Genomic DNA, 15,504 nt, shown 5'->3' with positions numbered 1-15,504 from the left:
GCACCAAACGGTCTTAGGTTTCCTCAATGCGCCCCACCTTGCTCAATCCTTTGTTTGCGCTGGTCACGAGCCTTCCCGGCGTCGGGCCGAAGCAGGACAAGCTGCTGCGCTATCTGCTCAGCCGCGATGAGACGCCGCGGCTGGTCGATTTGCTGCTGCACCTGCCGGCCAGCGTGATTGACCGCCGAGCGCAGCCGAAGATTCGCGAGGCGGTGCAGGGAACTATGGTGACGCTGGAGGTCACCGTGGATCGTCACCGGCCGCCGCCGCCGCGCAATTCCCGCGCTCCCTACCTGGTCTATGCCTCGGACGATACCGGCGACGTGGTGCTGACATTCTTCCGCGCCAAGCCCGGCTATGTCGAAAAGCTGCTGCCGGTCGGCGAGAAGCGCTACGTTTCGGGGACGCTGCAGATGTACGACGGCATCCCGCAGATCGTGCATCCCGACCGCGTCGTGGACGAGGCCGGATTTGCAAAACTCAGCGGCATCGATCCGGTCTATCCGCTCACCGAAGGCCTGGCGCTCGGTTCGCTGCGCCGCGCGATCGCGCAGGCGCTGCAGAAACTGCCTGATCTGCCCGAGTGGATCAGCCCGGAAGTCATCCGCCGCTGCAGCTTTCCGCCGATCAGCGAGGCGCTTAACCGCGTGCATGTGCCGCTCGAACTCACCGACATTTTGCCCGATGGCCCGTTCTGGTCGCGGCTCGCCTTCGACGAACTTTTGGCTGGTCAACTGGCGCTGGCGCTGGTGCGTGCGCAGTTGCGGCGCCCGGCCGGCGACCGCAACGCCGGCGACGGTCACCTGCGCCACAAGATCATCGATGCCCTTCCTTACGCGCTCACATCCTCACAGCGCGAGGCGGCTGCCGCCATCGCCGAGGATCTGCGCCAGCCGGTGCGGATGCTGCGGCTGCTGCAGGGCGACGTCGGCTCCGGCAAGACGGTCGTGGCGCTGCTCGCCGCCGCTGCGGTCGTCGAGGCCGGCAAGCAGGCCGCGCTGATGGCGCCGACCGAAATCCTCGCCCGCCAGCATATCAAGACCATCGCGCCGCTGGCCGAACGCGCCGGCCTGCGCGTGGCGATCCTGACTGGCCGCGAGAAGGGCAAGGAGCGTCGGGAAATTCTGGCACGGCTGGAAGCGGGCGAGATCGATTTCCTGGTCGGCACCCATGCGCTGATCCAGGACGACGTGGTCTTCAAGGCGCTGGCGCTCGCCGTGGTCGACGAGCAGCACCGCTTCGGTGTGCGCGAACGGCTGGCACTGACGAATAAGGGTGAAGCGGTCGATGTGCTGGTGTTGAGCGCGACGCCGATCCCGCGCACGCTGGTGCTCACATATTTTGGCGACATGGATGTCTCCGAGCTGCGCGAGAAGCCGGCCGGCCGCCAGCCGATCGAAACCCGCACCATATCGATGAGCCGCCTCGACGAGGTCACCGACGGCGTCGGCCGCGCGCTGCAGGCCGGCAAGCTGGTCTACTGGATCTGCCCGCTGGTGGAGGAATCGGAAGCCGAAGGTACCGAGCACCTCACCAACGCGACCGAGCGGTTTGAAAAGCTGCGGCAACGCTTCGGCGACAAGGTCGGTCTCGTCCACGGGCAGATGAAGGGCACGGAGAAGGACCGCGTGATGGCGCAATTCGCCGCCCACGAGATTGGCCTCCTGGTCGCGACCACGGTGGTCGAGGTCGGCGTCGACGTTCCCGCCGCGACCATCATGGTGATCGAGAACGCCGAACGCTTCGGGCTCGCGCAATTGCACCAGTTGCGCGGCCGGATCGGGCGCGGTTCGGAGGCGTCGACCTGCCTCTTGCTCTACAAGGAGCCGCTCGGCGAAATGTCGAAGGCGCGGCTGAAGGTGATACGCGAAACCACCGACGGTTTTCGGATCGCCGAGGAGGACCTGAAGCTGCGCGGCGAAGGCGACGTGCTCGGCATCCGCCAGAGTGGCCTGCCCGGCTATCGCATCGCCCGCTCCGACGTGCACGCCCAGCTGATCACGCAGGCCCGCGATGAGGCGTTGCGCATCATGAAGGACAATCCGAAACTCAAGGGCGAGCGCGGCGAGGCGCTGCGCTGCCTGCTCTATCTGTATGAGCGCGATGAAGCCGTGCCGCTGATCGGTGCCGGATAACGTGCGCCAGCCTCGGCGATGCGGCGCCGGTAGTGCCCGGTGCCCGCGACGATCTTGTCGATCAGCGCCTCCAGTGCCCAGAATTTTTCGTGGATATCGAAGGTGACGGCCCGGCTGTCGGTGCAAGCGAACGTGCCCAGACGCTGGTGGTAGAGCTTTGCGAGCTTCGGATAGCCCATCGGTTCGGCCATCGCCGACAGCGCGAGGTAAACGGAGAGTTCGTCCGCCAGCGCTGGATCGCCGGCATGCTCGGTCATCAGCCACTTGTAGAGATCGGGATGAAAGTTCGTGAACACGCCGGTAAAACCGCGTGAACCGGCCTTCATCGCATCGTAGGCAATCGCCGCATTGGCGTTGACCATGGCAAGCGGCGTGCCCCTGGTCAGCGCCACGCGACGTTTGACCGTTTCGAGGTCGCAGGAAACGTCCTTGAGGATGACGAAGCGACCGCTCTTGGCGCAGAAGGTCAGTTCATCGTCGGTGAGCAGACGGCGATAGGGCGCCGGGCATTCGTAGAGACCGAGCGGCATTTGCTTCGGCAGCCGCTCGAGCAGCCAGCTTAGATCGTCGATGAACTTGGCTCCGCCTTCCCGCCTGGCGTCGAGACGGTTGGTGACGAGCACCATGCCGTCGACCCCGGTCGCGGCAATCGCGGTCAGTTCGGCAAGCTGGTCGTCCAGGCTTTCGCTGATGTGGCCGGAAGCGATCACCGGGACGCGGCCGGCGGCGGCTTTGCTGACGAAGGCGGCGAGCTCTACGCGTTCATCCAAGCTGAGATACTGCATCTCGCTGGACTGGCAGACAGCAAACAGCGCATCCGAACCGTGATCGATGTACCATTCCACCAGCCGGCCGAGGCCGGGATAGTCGATTCCGCCGTTCGCGGTGAACGGCGTGATCATCACGGGAATGATGCCTTCGATCTTGTTGGTCATGCTTCAGCCTGTCTGACGGCGGTGGAGCGTCGCGCGTCCCCTACTCCGCCTTCACCTTCACGGGCTGCAGCGCGGCTGCCGAATTGGCCACGCGCGCCGCGTTCGCCATGCCGGCCAGCGCGGCGGCATTGCGTTTCTGCGGGTCGGAGCCGGGCTGCACCACGCCGGCCGACATGATCAGGGTCGCGGCGTCTTCGGTGCTCATATCGACTTCGATGATTTTGCTCTTTGGGACGTAGAAGAAGAACCCCGTGGTCGGGTTCGGCGCGCAGGGCAGGAAAACGGAGATGTGCTCCTCCTGGCCGGGCAATTTGTTCGCAACGTCGACGCTCGGCGACTGCGAGATCAAAACGATCGACCACATGCCCGGCGAGGGAAATTCGACCAGGCCGACCCGGCGGAAGCTCGACCCCTTGCCCGAGAACAGCGTCTCGAACACCTGTTTCAGGCCGCGATAGATCGCGCGCACCACCGGCATGCGGCCGAGCAGGCGTTCGCCAAGATCGACCAGCGTCCGCCCGATCAGGTTGGCGGCGAGGAAACCGAGCAGCGTCAGCGCGATCACGGCGACGATCAGGCCCGAGCCGGGCAGCCCGAACGGCAGGTAGGTTTCCGGCCGGTAGGCCATCGGCACGAACGGACGGACGATGCTGTCCACCCAGTTCACGAACCACCAGGTCAAATACAGCGTGATCGCAACCGGCCCTGCGACAATCAGTCCGGTCAGAAAATAGTTCCGGAAACGGGCCATTAGCCCGCGAGGGTGTTCCGGCGGGGGTTCGTCCGGGGGCGCAATCGGGGGCAGTTCTTCGCGGTTCATCAGGGTTCCAGGTCAGGGCAGCCGGACTTGACATTTGGGCGCGATCGGACGCGCCCATGCCAGCTAAGCCATCCTAGCAGGTTTTTGAAGAGCCAGCGTGACAGCCGAGTGGCTTGACTATTCCACCGTGACCGATTTAGCGAGATTTCGCGGCTGATCCACGTCGGTGCCCATCACCACGGCGGTATGATAGGCCAGCAATTGCACCGGGATGGCATAGACCATCGGGGCGAACGCCGCCGCCATGTCGGGCAGAACGATGGTGACCAGGGATTCGATGGTGGCTTCCGCCGCCCCCTTGGCGTCGGTCATCAGGATGATGTTGCCGCCCCGGGCCGCGACTTCCTGCATGTTGGAGACGGTCTTCTCGAACACCCGGTCGTGCGGCGCGATCACCACCACCGGCATGTTTTCGTCGATCAGCGCGATCGGCCCGTGCTTGAGCTCGCCGGCGGCATAGCCCTCGGCGTGAATGTAGGAAATCTCCTTCAGCTTCAGCGCGCCTTCCAGCGCCAAGGGATAGCTGGTGCCACGGCCGAGATAGAGCACGTCCTTTGATTTCGAGATGTCGCGCGCCAGCTTTTCAATTTGCGGCTCGATCGTCAGCGCCGCCGTCATCAGGCGCGGAATCTCGACGAGGCCGTGGACGAGTTTTACTTCGTCCTCCTCCGACAATTCACCGCGCGCCTTGCCGGCGGCGACCGCGAGCGAGGCCAGCACCATCAACTGGCAGGTAAACGCCTTGGTCGAGGCGACGCCGATTTCGGGGCCGGCCAGCGTCTGCAGCACGGTTTCGCTTTCGCGCGCAATCGTCGAGGTCGGCACGTTCACGACAGATACGGTGTGGACGCCCTCGCCCTTGGCGTAGCGCAGCGCGGCCAGCGTGTCGGCGGTCTCGCCGGACTGCGAAATGAAGATCGCAAGATCGCCCTTGCGCAACGGCGCCTCGCGGTAACGGAATTCCGAGGCGACATCGACTTCAACCGGCACGCGCGCGAACCGCTCGAACCAGTATTTGGCGACGTAGCCGGCATAGCTCGCGGTGCCGCAGGCCGTGATCGAAATGCGCTGGATGTCCTTGAAGTCGAACGGCAGCTTGACCGGCAGCATGACGCGCTCGCTCGCCATGTCGACGTATCTGGCAAGGGTGTGGCCGACCACTTCCGGCTGCTCGTGGATTTCCTTGGCCATGAAGTGGCGGTAGTTCGCCTTGTCGACCAGCGAGGTCGAAGCCGAGTGCTTGACCGCGTCGCGGTGCACGATCGCGTGGTTCTTGTCGTAGATGATCGCGCCCTTGCGCGTCAGCACCACCCAGTCGCCGTCTTCGAGATAGCTGATCGTATCGGTGAACGGCCCAAGCGCAATCGCATCCGAACCCAGATACATTTCGCCGTCGCCATGGCCTATCGCCAGCGGCGGGCCGTTGCGGGCGCCGATCAGCAGATCGTCGTCGCCGGCGAAGATGAAGCCGAGCGCGAACGCGCCGCGCAGTTCCGACAGCGCCGCCCTCACCGCCTCGACCGGCTTGATGCCCTGCTGAAGCAGGTTGTCGACCAGGTGCAGAACGATCTCGGTATCGGTTTCGGTCTTGAAGACCGTCCCCTTCTTCTCGAGCGCTTCGCGCAGCTCGCGGAAATTCTCGATGATGCCGTTGTGAACCACGGCGACGCGCTCGGTCGCATGCGGATGCGCGTTGTTCTCGGTAGGCCTACCGTGGGTTGCCCAGCGGGTGTGCCCGATCCCGGTGTGGCCCTTGAGCGGTTCGGCATCCAGCCGCTTTTCGAGGTTCTTCAGCTTGCCTTCGGCACGGCGGCGATCGAGATGACCGCCCTCCAGCGTGGCGACGCCGGCGGAATCATAGCCACGATATTCAAGCCGCTTGAGTGAATCCACCAACAGCTCCGCGACCGGAGCTTTCCCAAGAATGCCGACAATGCCGCACATGCGGTTCAATATCCCCAAATCGACGAATAGCGTCGCAACCCAATAGTCTCTTAACGAAGTTCGCAATCTTACAGATACTCAATAATTATTGCGAATTGAGACAGTCCTGAGCGGAAAGCTTAATGGGTAGCCAAACCGGGTATTAACCTGTCACGTCAGCGCGGCCTGTCGAATACGGGCCCGCGATCTCGCGGCATGACCTGCCCGAGCTTTGGCCTTGGTTCCCCCGAAAGAGAGGGAGCAAGGAATGCCGGATGCGCGCTGCACCCGCGGTCTCGCATGCAGTGGGTGGAAGAAAACGCACACGCGCATACAGGTTCAGCGGAGGCAATCCGGCATTCCCTGCGCAATGGCTTTACGGCTTATTTCGCGCTCTTCCCGGCGACGAATTCCTTCTTGCCACCGTCGCCAGCGGATTGAGATTTGTCTAAAGCCCGGTCGGGCCGACGCGTCTCCGCTGGCTTGACATCAGCAACGGATGCCAGAACCACACGACTTCGCCGTACGCAGCGCCCTCACCCGCCACTCCCATATGGTGCCGGCGCCGAGGTGGGCGTTGGCGCCAACGTGGATGTCGCCGACATAGGGGAGATGGTTGACCTTGGCGCCCGCCTCTAACGTCGCGGCCTTGGTCTCGACGAAGTTGCCGAGCTTCGCGGCCAAGGTCCGCTTTTGACTCACAGCGCGCATTCAAGTTCCGACTGTCTCATATCTGCCGCACATCGCTCGAACGTGACCGATCCGCCGCACTGTAGGCGTATTCGGACATTCATGCTCATGGCGTGGCTGAGAGGGGCGCGGCTGATTGCCTTGCATTCTCTAACGTAGAGGAAAACGTACTGTGATGAAGATCGTGATTGTAACGGGTGCGACGCTTGCCATGGTGACTGCGGCTGGAGCTGCCGATATCCCGCGCCCACAGCCCGTCTATCAGCAGGCCCAGTTCGGCAAGATGCCGATTGGCAAGACCCCGATCGGGAAGACCCCGATCGGCAAGACGCCCGTCGCGGCGCGGCCCTATGCGCGGTATTGACCGGGATCCTCGTTGATCCCGAGCTTTATCTTCGACAGTTGAGGGGCGAACCGTGGCAAACAGGCCGAAGAGATCAGGACTATGCTTGCTTGCGGGACTCGCTGTCCTGCTCCAGTGCGAAATCCATCCTGCTTCGGCACGCGAGATTGACATTCTCGCGGGCCTGGAACGTCTCATTTCTCCCAAACAGGAAGTCGACAAGCGCACCGCCAACGCGAGCGCGCTTGTCTCCGGTGAGGCGTCGACTCGAAAGCCAGGATCGGGATCAGCAAAGGGCCCGTACTACGTCGATTTCAGAGCCAGAACGGCGGCGAGCTGGGGACATGCTTTCGTCTGGTTCGGGAAGACAAGCGAGCGAGCCGTCGAAGTCGCGGGCCTCACCCCTGCGGGAGACACCGTGCCTTATGTACTTGGTCATCTGACCTGGGTGCCGTCCGAGACCAAGGCAAGCTATGGCGATCTTGATCCGCAGTACCTGACCGCCAGTTACCGCGTTTACTTGAATGAGCCCGACGCAAAGAGGGTTTTCGCCTACATCAAGAAACTGCAGGCGAGTTCACCAGTCTGGAACGCCGAAACAACCAATTGCACTTCGTTTATCGGCAGCATCGCAGAATTCATGGGATTGAAAGTCCCTCATCGCTGGCAGCGTCCCGAGAACTACGTCAACAGTCTCAAGGCGATGAATGACGGGCGCCAGATGATCCGCCTGTCGTCAGAGCAATAGCGTTCGTCACTGCCCCCTGAAGGATGAGCTTCGCGTCGCCCGCGACCTGAGATGCCAGCGCGTAGGATGGGTGGAGCGAAGCGATACCCATCAGCTGCGGTGCGTAAACCCGATGGGTTCGCTTCGAGGCTGAGCAAGTAGCCCGCATGAGCTCCGCGATAAGCGGGACAAATCCCGGATGTCACTGCGCTCATCCGGGCTACGCTTGCTATTCAATCACGACAAACCAAGAAGCTAACGGTGGAAAACGCTGGCCCTGCTGATCAATGGAGGCGGCGCTCCCAGCACAGCAGCCACTCCGGCTTCACGTCGAGCGCATGACACAGCTTTATCAGCTCGATCGGGTACATCCGCGCGCGCCCGCGCTCCCAGCTCACAATCTGTTCCACACTGTAGCCTGTCAGTTCGGCAAGCTCGCTGCGATTCATATGGGCCTTGGCCATCGCACGGGTCAGGCGCTCGCCGATCCGTTGCTGCTTGGCAGCGTAATTCTCGTGAGGCATCGCCGCGCCTCCCTTTGTCCAACTGTAGCCTACACCAAATGTTAAGAGACGGCAGGCTTTTCCGGCGCCAAAGACGCGGGCCCGGGATGAGGCAAGAACGCTGCAGCGACCGTTGCCGGACGATCCGCTGAAGATCGTCATGCGGGGCGCTGACAAGGAAGACAAGGCAGCAGCATAAAATTGCTCATCGGGGTTTTACCGCCACGCAGAACTGTTCCGTGACCGCTGTCGTTTCCTCTGTGACGTTCCAGCCGTTCGTCTCGGCGTTTTCCTTGGCCAGCTTTTGCTCGTTCTGAAGCATCTTTTTGATGAGCGCGTACGGTTTCCAGTCGGCCTTGGACAGCTTGACGGGGGGCGCACCGCAGACGTTGTGGGCAATCGCTTTCTGCACACTTTTGCTGACGTCGGTCATATGGTCCTCGACCACGGCGGTAAAGCGCGCCTTGGCGTATTGGCTATTGGCTGCGATGAAGTCCCTGCAAAAGGCGACCCGTTGACCTCCATCGCGGGCCTTGATGTAGGCCGTCTGCGTTTCGTAGTGCACGCGGTAGGCGAGTTTGTTGGCGTTCGGGTCGGACTTCACCGCTTCGAGCATGGCGCGATGGTCACCCGAGGTGTCGTCACTGATCCTGAAGTCACATACTTTGGCCAGGGAGACGACCGGAACGTATGCCCGCACCTTGGCTTCCAAGGCGTCGTTGGCGTTTGCAACAGGCACGAACAGGCTGGTGGCGATTGCGAAAGGAGCGAGACAGCGCTTCATTGGCGATACACTCCAGATCACCGGACCGGAAGCGGTGGCGGGGTTAGGGTCGTGGTGGTCCACCACACGCACCAGCGCAGCGACCCAGCCGCGAAGCGTCCAGCCCGGAAAACGGGTTGAGCAACTTACTGCGCGAATTCATTGGGCGGCAGTCGAGCGGCAACATTGATCTGGATCATGCCCGGGACCGGGTCGTCGGTCGTGCCCATCAATACCGCACCGCAACTCGCCATCCCGCCCCCTGGAGCCGGGGTCCGCAGGCAACCCATTTACCCTGCGAGCACCAGATCGCTCGCCTTCTCGGCCAGCGCAATTGTGGCGGCGTTGGTCATTGCCTGCGGGATTCCAGGGAAGACTGACGCGTCGATGACGCGCAGGTTCGAGACGCCCTTTACACGCAAGGCATTGTCGACGACGGCACCCATGCGGCAGCTGCCGACAGGGTGATGGAACGAATCCGCCGCACGAAGAATGAACTTGCGTATGTCGGTCGTGGTTGTTGCATCGAAATTACGGTGACAGTGCTGTCACCGTAATTCCGTAATCGGTTTGCTGTCACAAGGCGCACTAAGGTCTACTGCACACCGTAAGCTTACGGGCGATCCTAGCCGATCATCACCGCAAATCCGCCGCGCAAAATCCCGCGCTGCTCTCCTGCGGGCATGAACAGAATTTAACCGCGATAGTCTGTCGCTGGCACGCATTCACAAGCAATTGGCGCGAAATCACAAGTTACGATTCGCGTTTCTATTTAGATGTCTTGGTCGGCTTCACCTGCAAGCAGGCGTATGCGCGAGCAGCAGACCAAGATGGACGAATATAGAGAACGGTTGGAAACACTTCTGCTGGACACAGAAGACTTCGAACTGATCGCCAGGCTCGCCAAACTCTTACCTGTCATCCGGATGACCGAACAGATTCGGGCAATGGCCGCCGATTTGAAGATCGACATCGCCGCGAAACGCGCTTGCCGATCCGCAAAGACCTGAAACCACCCCTTTCGTACGAAGCGATGACAGACCAAACTCCATTGCGCGTCTTTTTCAGTTGCCTGTATTGCAAGGCGGTCTACCACGCGACGCAGATACGGAAGCCGAGCATTGTGGTCGGCCGCTTCACCTGCAAAGGGTGCAACACGACGGTGCTCCGGTGGTGGGGCACCCAATACAGTTATACGGGTTGGAAAGGACCGCTTGACGTGCGGCGACCGCGGCGACCCAATTAGGCGGGAATTACGATGACAGTGCACTTAGATGCGCAACGCGAGCAACCTTCGACCGGATTAAGCGCACTGGACTGCACCCCTGAATGAGACACGATAATTTCTGTGACAGGCATTTCGAGGATGACCTGTGGCAGCAAGAGGGACGATCCGTTAGTCTCCGACGGCTTACAAATTGAAGGCGATCAAGCGTGTTGAAGGAGGTGAAGGCGTTCTGCCTGTGGCCCGCGAGCTTCGGCGGTGCGCTGTTTGGCCATTTACCCTGCGAGCACCAGATCGCTCGCCTTCTCGGCCAGCGCAATGGTGGCGGCGTTGGTCATTGCCTGCGGGATTCCCGGGAATACTGACGCGTCGATAACGCGCAGGTTCGAGACGCCCTTTACACGCAAGGCATTGTCGACGACGGGACCCATGCGGCAGGTGCCGACAGGGTGATGGAACGAATCCGCCGCACGAAGAATGAACTTGCGTATCTCGGTCGTGGTTGTTGCACCGGGACCCGGATAAACCTCCCGCATGCGCCAGTCGGCAAAGGCAGCACCGGCCCCGATTTCGCGCGCGAGAGAAACGCCCTCGACAAGAAGGTCAAGATCGGCCGGCTCGGAGAGGTAGTTCGGATCAATCAGGGCCGGGACCCGAGGATCGCCGGAGGCAAGTTTCACGCTCCCGCGGCTGCGGGGTCGCATCAGGCAAGGCACAAGAACGTAAGCCGGTGCAGGCAACGCCCCGACGCCCGGCAGGACGAACGGCAAGGAAAGGCACATCACAAGGTGTTCGGGACTTTCCCTGGGGTCGCTGGGCGGCACGTAAAGAAGCGCATCGGCATGGTTATAATGCGAGTGCGGCACATCGCGCCGTGCCGCGTAGGCCACGCCCGCGACCAAGAGATGGTCTTCAAGATGGCGGCCGACATCCGGCAGATCCCGGACAACGGGAATACCGAGAGATCGGAGCTGGTCGGCAGGGCCTATTCCGGACAGCATCAGGAGGCGTGGCGAATCGATCGCGCCGGCGCAAAGCAGGAGTTCGCCGTCCGCCCGCACGATTCGTTCGGAAAGCCGCAGGCCGATGCACCGTCCGCCTTCGATCGCAAGGCCGAGCACTTCCGTGTTCACAAGCAGATCCACGGCCACGTTCTCGAGACTGTCGAGATATGCAGTCGCGGCGTCGTCGCGAACCCCTCTTTTGATGCTGAGTTGATTCCAGCCGACGCCTGTCGTGACCTCCCCTCCGATGTCTGAAGTCATCGAGAACCCGAGGTCTTGCGACGCCTTGACGAAAGCGGATGCCACAGGCGTGCGATCCGTGACGTCTGCGAGCGACAGCACGTGCAGAGGACCGTTGCCGCCCCGCCATGGGCTGGCGCCGCCGGAAAAAGTCTCAGCGCGCTTGAAGTAGGGCAGCAGGTCCGCCGCGCGCCACCCCTCGGGCCAGCGATCATAGGCGGCCGGATGGCCGCGCTGATAGGCGAGCGCATTGATGGTGCTTGAGCCACCCACGACCTTCCCGCGCGGACAGCGAATGATGCGGCCTCCCAGTCCCGGTTGCGGGATTGTCTGATAGCGCCAGTCAAACTGGCTGCCCTGGAGCTTGGGCCATTCTGGCGGGTCTGCGATATCAGCCAGTTTCGCCTGGCCGCCTGCCTCGACAACGAGTACCCCTCGTCCAGCCAGACCAAGCCGATGCGCCAGAACGCAACCGGCCGATCCCGCACCGACAATGACATAGTCATAGGATGAACGAAGCTGTTCAGGCGAATCGAGTATGCGCACGCCGGACACTGCGCCGGCGGACCGAGCCAGACTGGACAGCGCCAGGCCGCCGCCGATCGTCGCCGCAAGTGCCTTGCGCCGATTGACTTGCCGACCCGTGAAGCCGCCTCTGTGATCAGCAGAGATCATGCTGACGACGATTCCTGTTGGCTAGTGGTGACGGTGCGTCACCGCAACGGTCCATGTTGGCGCGGATCGGCATCCCGGCTCACTCCGCGTATAGCAACCGGTAGACAGACTTGAACCGAAAGGATTGCTTGCCAGCCAGCGCTGTGGCTTCGAACTCGGCACGATCATCCGAATAAGTTCCAGTAAACCCAATGGTGATGGTCTTTCGTGCCCATGGATACGTTCCAGAAATAGGTGAATGCTCCCGGCTCGTCATTTCGCCTTTCCACTTGCCGTCAGAACAAGTGTAACTTCCGACGGAATAATAGAATCCGCCGCCCCCGCGCATCGTGCCGTCACGCAGCACCATGATATGTCGATTGTAGGCTTCCACGCCGTCCAGAAATCTGGTCTCAGCTAGATAAAGTCCGTTCCTGATCATGATTTGATGCCGCGCTATCGGGAGCTCGGCCAAGGCCCTGCTGCCCGAGAATGGCCCCGACGATGTTGCGCCGGGGCCACTCGAGATCATCAGGCCGGGTACTTCCGCCGACCCGACGATCCTGAACTCTCAGGAATAACCGCACCGCCAGAGTTTCACCTCAGCGTACAGCGCCCTGGTGCGCGGGTGAATATACCTCGAACGAACTAGCCCTCGCGTCTTCACGAAGCGCGAGATTTTCTCAGCGCATGCAGCGCCTGCCCGGCCTTCGCAAAGTGGCACAAAACAGACACGCGGTCACCCGGAGCCGTCCGTAATCCCATGTCTGCCGCGCTCCGATAACGACCGCTTCTGTGCGTAAGGCGATGACGCGATGGGCCAACACCAGACTCATGCAGCGCAGCATGAAATCTGCGTTAAGGTGTCAGGGTCGCGGCAGGCGTTCGCCGGAGACTGCGCCACTCCCAAGCATGTCGTGCGCCGCGCCGCCTCCGGCCATTCAAAAACTGTGGCGGCAACCTGCTGCAAGTCGTACTATCTGTTTCTTGACCTCGATTGGTTCACCGTCAGCCAGGGAGGCAATCACATGATGCCGACTAGTTCGCGCACTGACCGGTTCAAACAGGGTAAAGCGCTTCGCCTCGAGACACCGCGCGAAACGCACGCGGATTTGAAGGGGAAGTCGTCGCGCAACGCCGTCGCGATCCTTGCCGAAAGCGACCGTGATCGACTGCCGGAGCTGGTCCCGGAGCGCTACGCGCGCATGTCCGTTGATCCGTTTGCGTTCCTGCGCGGCGCCGCCGCAGTCATGGCGGCGGACCTCGCCGGTCAACCGACCGCTGGCGTTCCGGTGCAGGCCGGCGGCGACAGCCATTTGATGAACTTCGGAGCTTTCGTTACGCCTGAAAACAATATTCTCTTCGACATCAACGATTTCGATGAGACGCTGCCTGGCGTTGATTTCACCGTCGACGTGAAGCGATTAGCGGCAAGCGTCGCGGTTGCGGCACTGGGGTCGGGGGCACCTAAAAAGGAAGCCCGGGCCTATGCAGCGGCGACCGCCAGAGCCTACCGGTTACATATGGCAGCGCTGGCCAAACTGTCTCCCCTGGAGATATGGCACAGTCGAATCGACCTTGAAAAAGAGATTGATCGGATCACCCATGGAAGCTTGAGACGCAAGCTGGCCGGCGTTGTCGCGAAGGCGCGCAGCGAGGGGCTGTCGAAAGACGACAACTTCCCGCATCTTGTCGGCGAGGGCGACATGCGGATCGTGGATAAGCCGCCAGCGATCTTTCACCTGGATCCCAAGGCTAACGCCCGGCACAGGCTGAGCTTTCAAAGAGTGTTCGCCGCGTATCGGGAAGGCGTTGCGCAAGATCGATTGCGGCTCCTCGATCGCTTCACGCTGAAGGACCTTGTGTTCAAGGCGGTCGGCGTCGGCTCCGTCGGCACGTTTTGCTGCGTCGGACTCTTCCTGACCGGAGACGACGAACCGCTTTTCCTGCAACTCAAGCAGGCGCAGCGCTCCGTGCTGGAGCGGCTCGGCAGCAAGCTGAAGTATAAAGGGCATCAGGGGCGTCGCGTCGTTGAAGGACAGAAGATGATGCAAGCCGCCAGCGATATCTTTCTCGGCCAAACCGAGGACGATACCACTGGGCGGCATTTCTATCTTCGAACATTGAAGAATCGCAGGCTCGGCAGCATTAGCGAGATCGGCGAACAGGAAGCGCTTTCCAGTTACGCCCAACTATGCGGCCGAACCCTGTCGCGCGCGCACGCGCGATCCGGCGACCCGGCGGCCATCGCAGGTTATATGGGCAAGAGCGAAGAATTCGACGACGCGATTGCGTCATTCGCCATGCTTTATGCCGATCAGACAATCCGTGACCATGCCGCCCTCGTGGCCGCGAGGACGGCGGCGAAATCAGCGAAGGCGGTCTCTGCGAGGCAGGTACAAGCGGCGTAATGCCGAAGAAAGCGCCGGGACCAGGGTTGGGAATTGCGGTGACAGTCCAGCGCTGTCACCGCAATCGGGGGAGCGAAGGTGTTTTCCTGACGAAGGAGAAACCAGCTACAGATTCCCGTTGAGGCCTCGCCAAGCCTTGTTCGGTTTGGTGTTCTCAGGCCCTGCTAACCGTCGCCACCGAACGCCAGCAGTCGTGATGGAACATACTCGACATCAATGCTGATGCCGTCTCCGTTGAGAGGATTCGCCGTGTAGACCGCGGACACGGACAGCTCCAATGTGCTCGCGATCGATAGAATGGCGATGGTGAGCGGGGTCTCTCCGCTCGGGGCCGGCAGAATCTCCGCGATGCGGCAACAATCGTCCATCGTCGCCGCCAGCGGCGGAAGGATGATGGTCTCGATCTGGCGTTTGGGAAGCGTAAGGGGGTTCGTGACGTCGGGCTCACGTGCAAGAACGGCACCCATGTGGATCAACGGTTGAACGAACTTCAGAACCGGCGCCTGCACGAAATTGAAATTTTGAATGTTGACCTCGGTCGCATACAGGCCCGGCCGGGTGCCTGCGACGCAGCAACAGTTTTCCCCGGTCTGTTTGCCGCACACGATCTTGACGCTGTACGTAAAAAAGCCCTGGGCGGCTGCGGCAGCACGACCTTGGGCGGCTGCTGCAGCATGCATTTCGCGCAGCTTGTCGAGAAGCGGATGGGGTTGGCGGTCAGCGTTTGCGTGCGTTTGGTTCGTAGCCATCTCGACCTCCGAAGGGTTGAGGGTTGAGGAATACGAACATAATGATCCATTCAACCCACGAGTGTATGAGTTGGCTCACACTACGATAAAGCTGGCATCACGAAATCGGCACTGTGCGGAGAGTCGTCGAATCATGAAATCGCGGCGCACGTGGAGCGCATCATCCATGACCCGCTACATCGGCTCCGTTCGCATCAAAATGTTATTGAGCAACGGGATGTCTTCGATTTATAGCGAAAGTAACATCCAGATCGTCAGACCACAGAAGACGAAAAGCCAGGTGATCGAGAGCCAAAAAATTGCGTCGTCGCGGTCCATTGTCGGTGCTGCTGGTTGATGCCGGTTCAAAGCGGAAATGACACCGAGATCGCGGTACGGTAGG

The 15,504-nt window shown here is 61.5% G+C and carries 15 protein-coding genes and 1 pseudogene; 6 read left to right on the top strand and 10 right to left on the bottom strand.

Going from position 1 to position 15,504, the window contains the following annotated elements; translation table 11 throughout:
* Positions 1-26: 26 nt before the first annotated feature.
* The gene (recG, locus tag ACVWVY_RS27495) at positions 27-2,135 is read left to right on the top strand and encodes an ATP-dependent DNA helicase RecG (protein WP_456629306.1); all 2,109 of its coding nucleotides are present in this window, start codon (positions 27-29) and stop codon (positions 2,133-2,135) included.
* On the opposite strand, the gene ACVWVY_RS27490 is transcribed toward recG, so the two are convergent.
* The 4 genes from ACVWVY_RS27490 to ACVWVY_RS27475 form a co-directional block, all read right to left on the bottom strand.
* A complete protein-coding gene (locus ACVWVY_RS27490) occupies positions 2,087-3,070 on the bottom strand; it encodes a dihydrodipicolinate synthase family protein (RefSeq protein ID WP_456629305.1) in 984 nt (327 codons plus the stop codon). The genes recG and ACVWVY_RS27490 overlap by 49 nt on opposite strands.
* A gap of 40 nt (positions 3,071-3,110) precedes the next feature.
* On the bottom strand, positions 3,111-3,890 hold the full coding sequence (locus ACVWVY_RS27485) for a DUF502 domain-containing protein (protein ID WP_456629304.1): 780 nt from the start codon (positions 3,888-3,890) through the stop codon (positions 3,111-3,113).
* Positions 3,891-4,007: 117 nt separating this feature from the next.
* Entirely contained in the window at positions 4,008-5,834 is a 1,827-nt protein-coding gene (glmS, locus tag ACVWVY_RS27480) for a glutamine--fructose-6-phosphate transaminase (isomerizing) (protein ID WP_456629303.1), read from the bottom strand.
* Positions 5,835-6,302: 468 nt separating this feature from the next.
* Positions 6,303-6,524 (bottom strand): hypothetical protein, encoded by a 222-nt coding sequence (locus ACVWVY_RS27475; protein WP_456632496.1) that lies wholly within the window; start codon positions 6,522-6,524, stop codon positions 6,303-6,305.
* A 154-nt stretch (positions 6,525-6,678) separates the two neighbouring features.
* On the opposite strand from ACVWVY_RS27475, the gene ACVWVY_RS27470 reads away from it, so the two are divergent.
* Both ACVWVY_RS27470 and ACVWVY_RS27465 read left to right on the top strand, forming a co-directional pair.
* Complete coding sequence (locus tag ACVWVY_RS27470; RefSeq protein ID WP_456629302.1) at positions 6,679-6,867, top strand: hypothetical protein; 189 nt, start codon at positions 6,679-6,681, stop codon at positions 6,865-6,867.
* A gap of 52 nt (positions 6,868-6,919) precedes the next feature.
* Complete coding sequence (locus ACVWVY_RS27465; protein ID WP_456629301.1) at positions 6,920-7,594, top strand: hypothetical protein; 675 nt, start codon at positions 6,920-6,922, stop codon at positions 7,592-7,594.
* 263 nt (positions 7,595-7,857) lie between these two features.
* Here ACVWVY_RS27465 and ACVWVY_RS27460 read toward each other — a convergent pair whose 3' ends face one another.
* The 3 genes and pseudogenes from ACVWVY_RS27460 to ACVWVY_RS27450 all read right to left on the bottom strand — a co-directional run.
* Entirely contained in the window at positions 7,858-8,097 is a 240-nt protein-coding gene (locus ACVWVY_RS27460; RefSeq protein WP_426524978.1) for a helix-turn-helix domain-containing protein, read from the bottom strand.
* A gap of 184 nt (positions 8,098-8,281) precedes the next feature.
* Positions 8,282-8,860, bottom strand: a complete 579-nt coding sequence (locus tag ACVWVY_RS27455) for a hypothetical protein (RefSeq protein ID WP_456629300.1) — start codon at positions 8,858-8,860, stop codon at positions 8,282-8,284.
* A gap of 269 nt (positions 8,861-9,129) precedes the next feature.
* Positions 9,130-9,357 (bottom strand): annotated as a pseudogene (locus ACVWVY_RS27450) (GMC oxidoreductase); the annotation flags it as partial.
* A 291-nt stretch (positions 9,358-9,648) separates the two neighbouring features.
* Here ACVWVY_RS27450 and ACVWVY_RS27445 point away from each other — a divergent pair.
* A complete protein-coding gene (locus tag ACVWVY_RS27445; protein ID WP_456629299.1) occupies positions 9,649-9,849 on the top strand; it encodes a hypothetical protein in 201 nt (66 codons plus the stop codon).
* Between the two features lie 490 nt (positions 9,850-10,339).
* Here the strand turns inward: ACVWVY_RS27445 and ACVWVY_RS27440 are convergent, their stop codons facing one another.
* Together ACVWVY_RS27440 and ACVWVY_RS27435 are read right to left on the bottom strand one after the other, a co-directional pair.
* Entirely contained in the window at positions 10,340-11,983 is a 1,644-nt protein-coding gene (locus tag ACVWVY_RS27440; RefSeq protein WP_456629298.1) for a GMC oxidoreductase, read from the bottom strand.
* 79 nt (positions 11,984-12,062) lie between these two features.
* Positions 12,063-12,404, bottom strand: a complete 342-nt coding sequence (locus tag ACVWVY_RS27435; protein WP_456629297.1) for a hypothetical protein — start codon at positions 12,402-12,404, stop codon at positions 12,063-12,065.
* 373 nt (positions 12,405-12,777) lie between these two features.
* Between ACVWVY_RS27435 and ACVWVY_RS27430 the strand changes: the two genes are divergently transcribed.
* On the top strand, positions 12,778-14,373 hold the full coding sequence (locus tag ACVWVY_RS27430; protein ID WP_456629296.1) for a DUF2252 domain-containing protein: 1,596 nt from the start codon (positions 12,778-12,780) through the stop codon (positions 14,371-14,373).
* 164 nt (positions 14,374-14,537) lie between these two features.
* On the opposite strand, the gene ACVWVY_RS27425 is transcribed toward ACVWVY_RS27430, so the two are convergent.
* Complete coding sequence (locus ACVWVY_RS27425; protein WP_456629295.1) at positions 14,538-15,122, bottom strand: hypothetical protein; 585 nt, start codon at positions 15,120-15,122, stop codon at positions 14,538-14,540.
* Between the two features lie 166 nt (positions 15,123-15,288).
* Between ACVWVY_RS27425 and ACVWVY_RS27420 the strand changes: the two genes are divergently transcribed.
* The gene (locus ACVWVY_RS27420; protein ID WP_456629294.1) at positions 15,289-15,459 is read left to right on the top strand and encodes a hypothetical protein; all 171 of its coding nucleotides are present in this window, start codon (positions 15,289-15,291) and stop codon (positions 15,457-15,459) included.
* The last annotated feature ends 45 nt before the right edge of the window (positions 15,460-15,504 follow it).

The sequence above is a fragment of the Bradyrhizobium sp. URHC0002 genome (genome assembly GCF_054059515.1).
This window is presented reverse-complemented; position numbering and strand designations above follow the sequence as displayed.

Bases quoted from the DNA above. Each gene is read 5' to 3' on its own strand.
- ACVWVY_RS27460 (WP_426524978.1), bottom strand. From the start codon at position 8,097: ATGCCTCACGAGAATTACGCTGCCAAGCAGCAACGGATCGGCGAGCGC.
- recG (WP_456629306.1), top strand. From the start codon at position 27: ATGCGCCCCACCTTGCTCAATCCTTTGTTTGCGCTGGTCACGAGCCTT.
- ACVWVY_RS27485 (WP_456629304.1), bottom strand. From the start codon at position 3,890: ATGAACCGCGAAGAACTGCCCCCGATTGCGCCCCCGGACGAACCCCCG.
- glmS (WP_456629303.1), bottom strand. From the start codon at position 5,834: ATGTGCGGCATTGTCGGCATTCTTGGGAAAGCTCCGGTCGCGGAGCTG.
- ACVWVY_RS27455 (WP_456629300.1), bottom strand. From the start codon at position 8,860: ATGAAGCGCTGTCTCGCTCCTTTCGCAATCGCCACCAGCCTGTTCGTG.
- ACVWVY_RS27470 (WP_456629302.1), top strand. From the start codon at position 6,679: ATGAAGATCGTGATTGTAACGGGTGCGACGCTTGCCATGGTGACTGCG.
- ACVWVY_RS27430 (WP_456629296.1), top strand. From the start codon at position 12,778: ATGGGCCAACACCAGACTCATGCAGCGCAGCATGAAATCTGCGTTAAG.
- ACVWVY_RS27490 (WP_456629305.1), bottom strand. From the start codon at position 3,070: ATGACCAACAAGATCGAAGGCATCATTCCCGTGATGATCACGCCGTTC.
- ACVWVY_RS27445 (WP_456629299.1), top strand. From the start codon at position 9,649: ATGCGCGAGCAGCAGACCAAGATGGACGAATATAGAGAACGGTTGGAA.
- ACVWVY_RS27475 (WP_456632496.1), bottom strand. From the start codon at position 6,524: ATGCGCGCTGTGAGTCAAAAGCGGACCTTGGCCGCGAAGCTCGGCAAC.
- ACVWVY_RS27440 (WP_456629298.1), bottom strand. From the start codon at position 11,983: ATGATCTCTGCTGATCACAGAGGCGGCTTCACGGGTCGGCAAGTCAAT.
- ACVWVY_RS27425 (WP_456629295.1), bottom strand. From the start codon at position 15,122: ATGGCTACGAACCAAACGCACGCAAACGCTGACCGCCAACCCCATCCG.
- ACVWVY_RS27420 (WP_456629294.1), top strand. From the start codon at position 15,289: ATGACCCGCTACATCGGCTCCGTTCGCATCAAAATGTTATTGAGCAAC.
- ACVWVY_RS27435 (WP_456629297.1), bottom strand. From the start codon at position 12,404: ATGATCAGGAACGGACTTTATCTAGCTGAGACCAGATTTCTGGACGGC.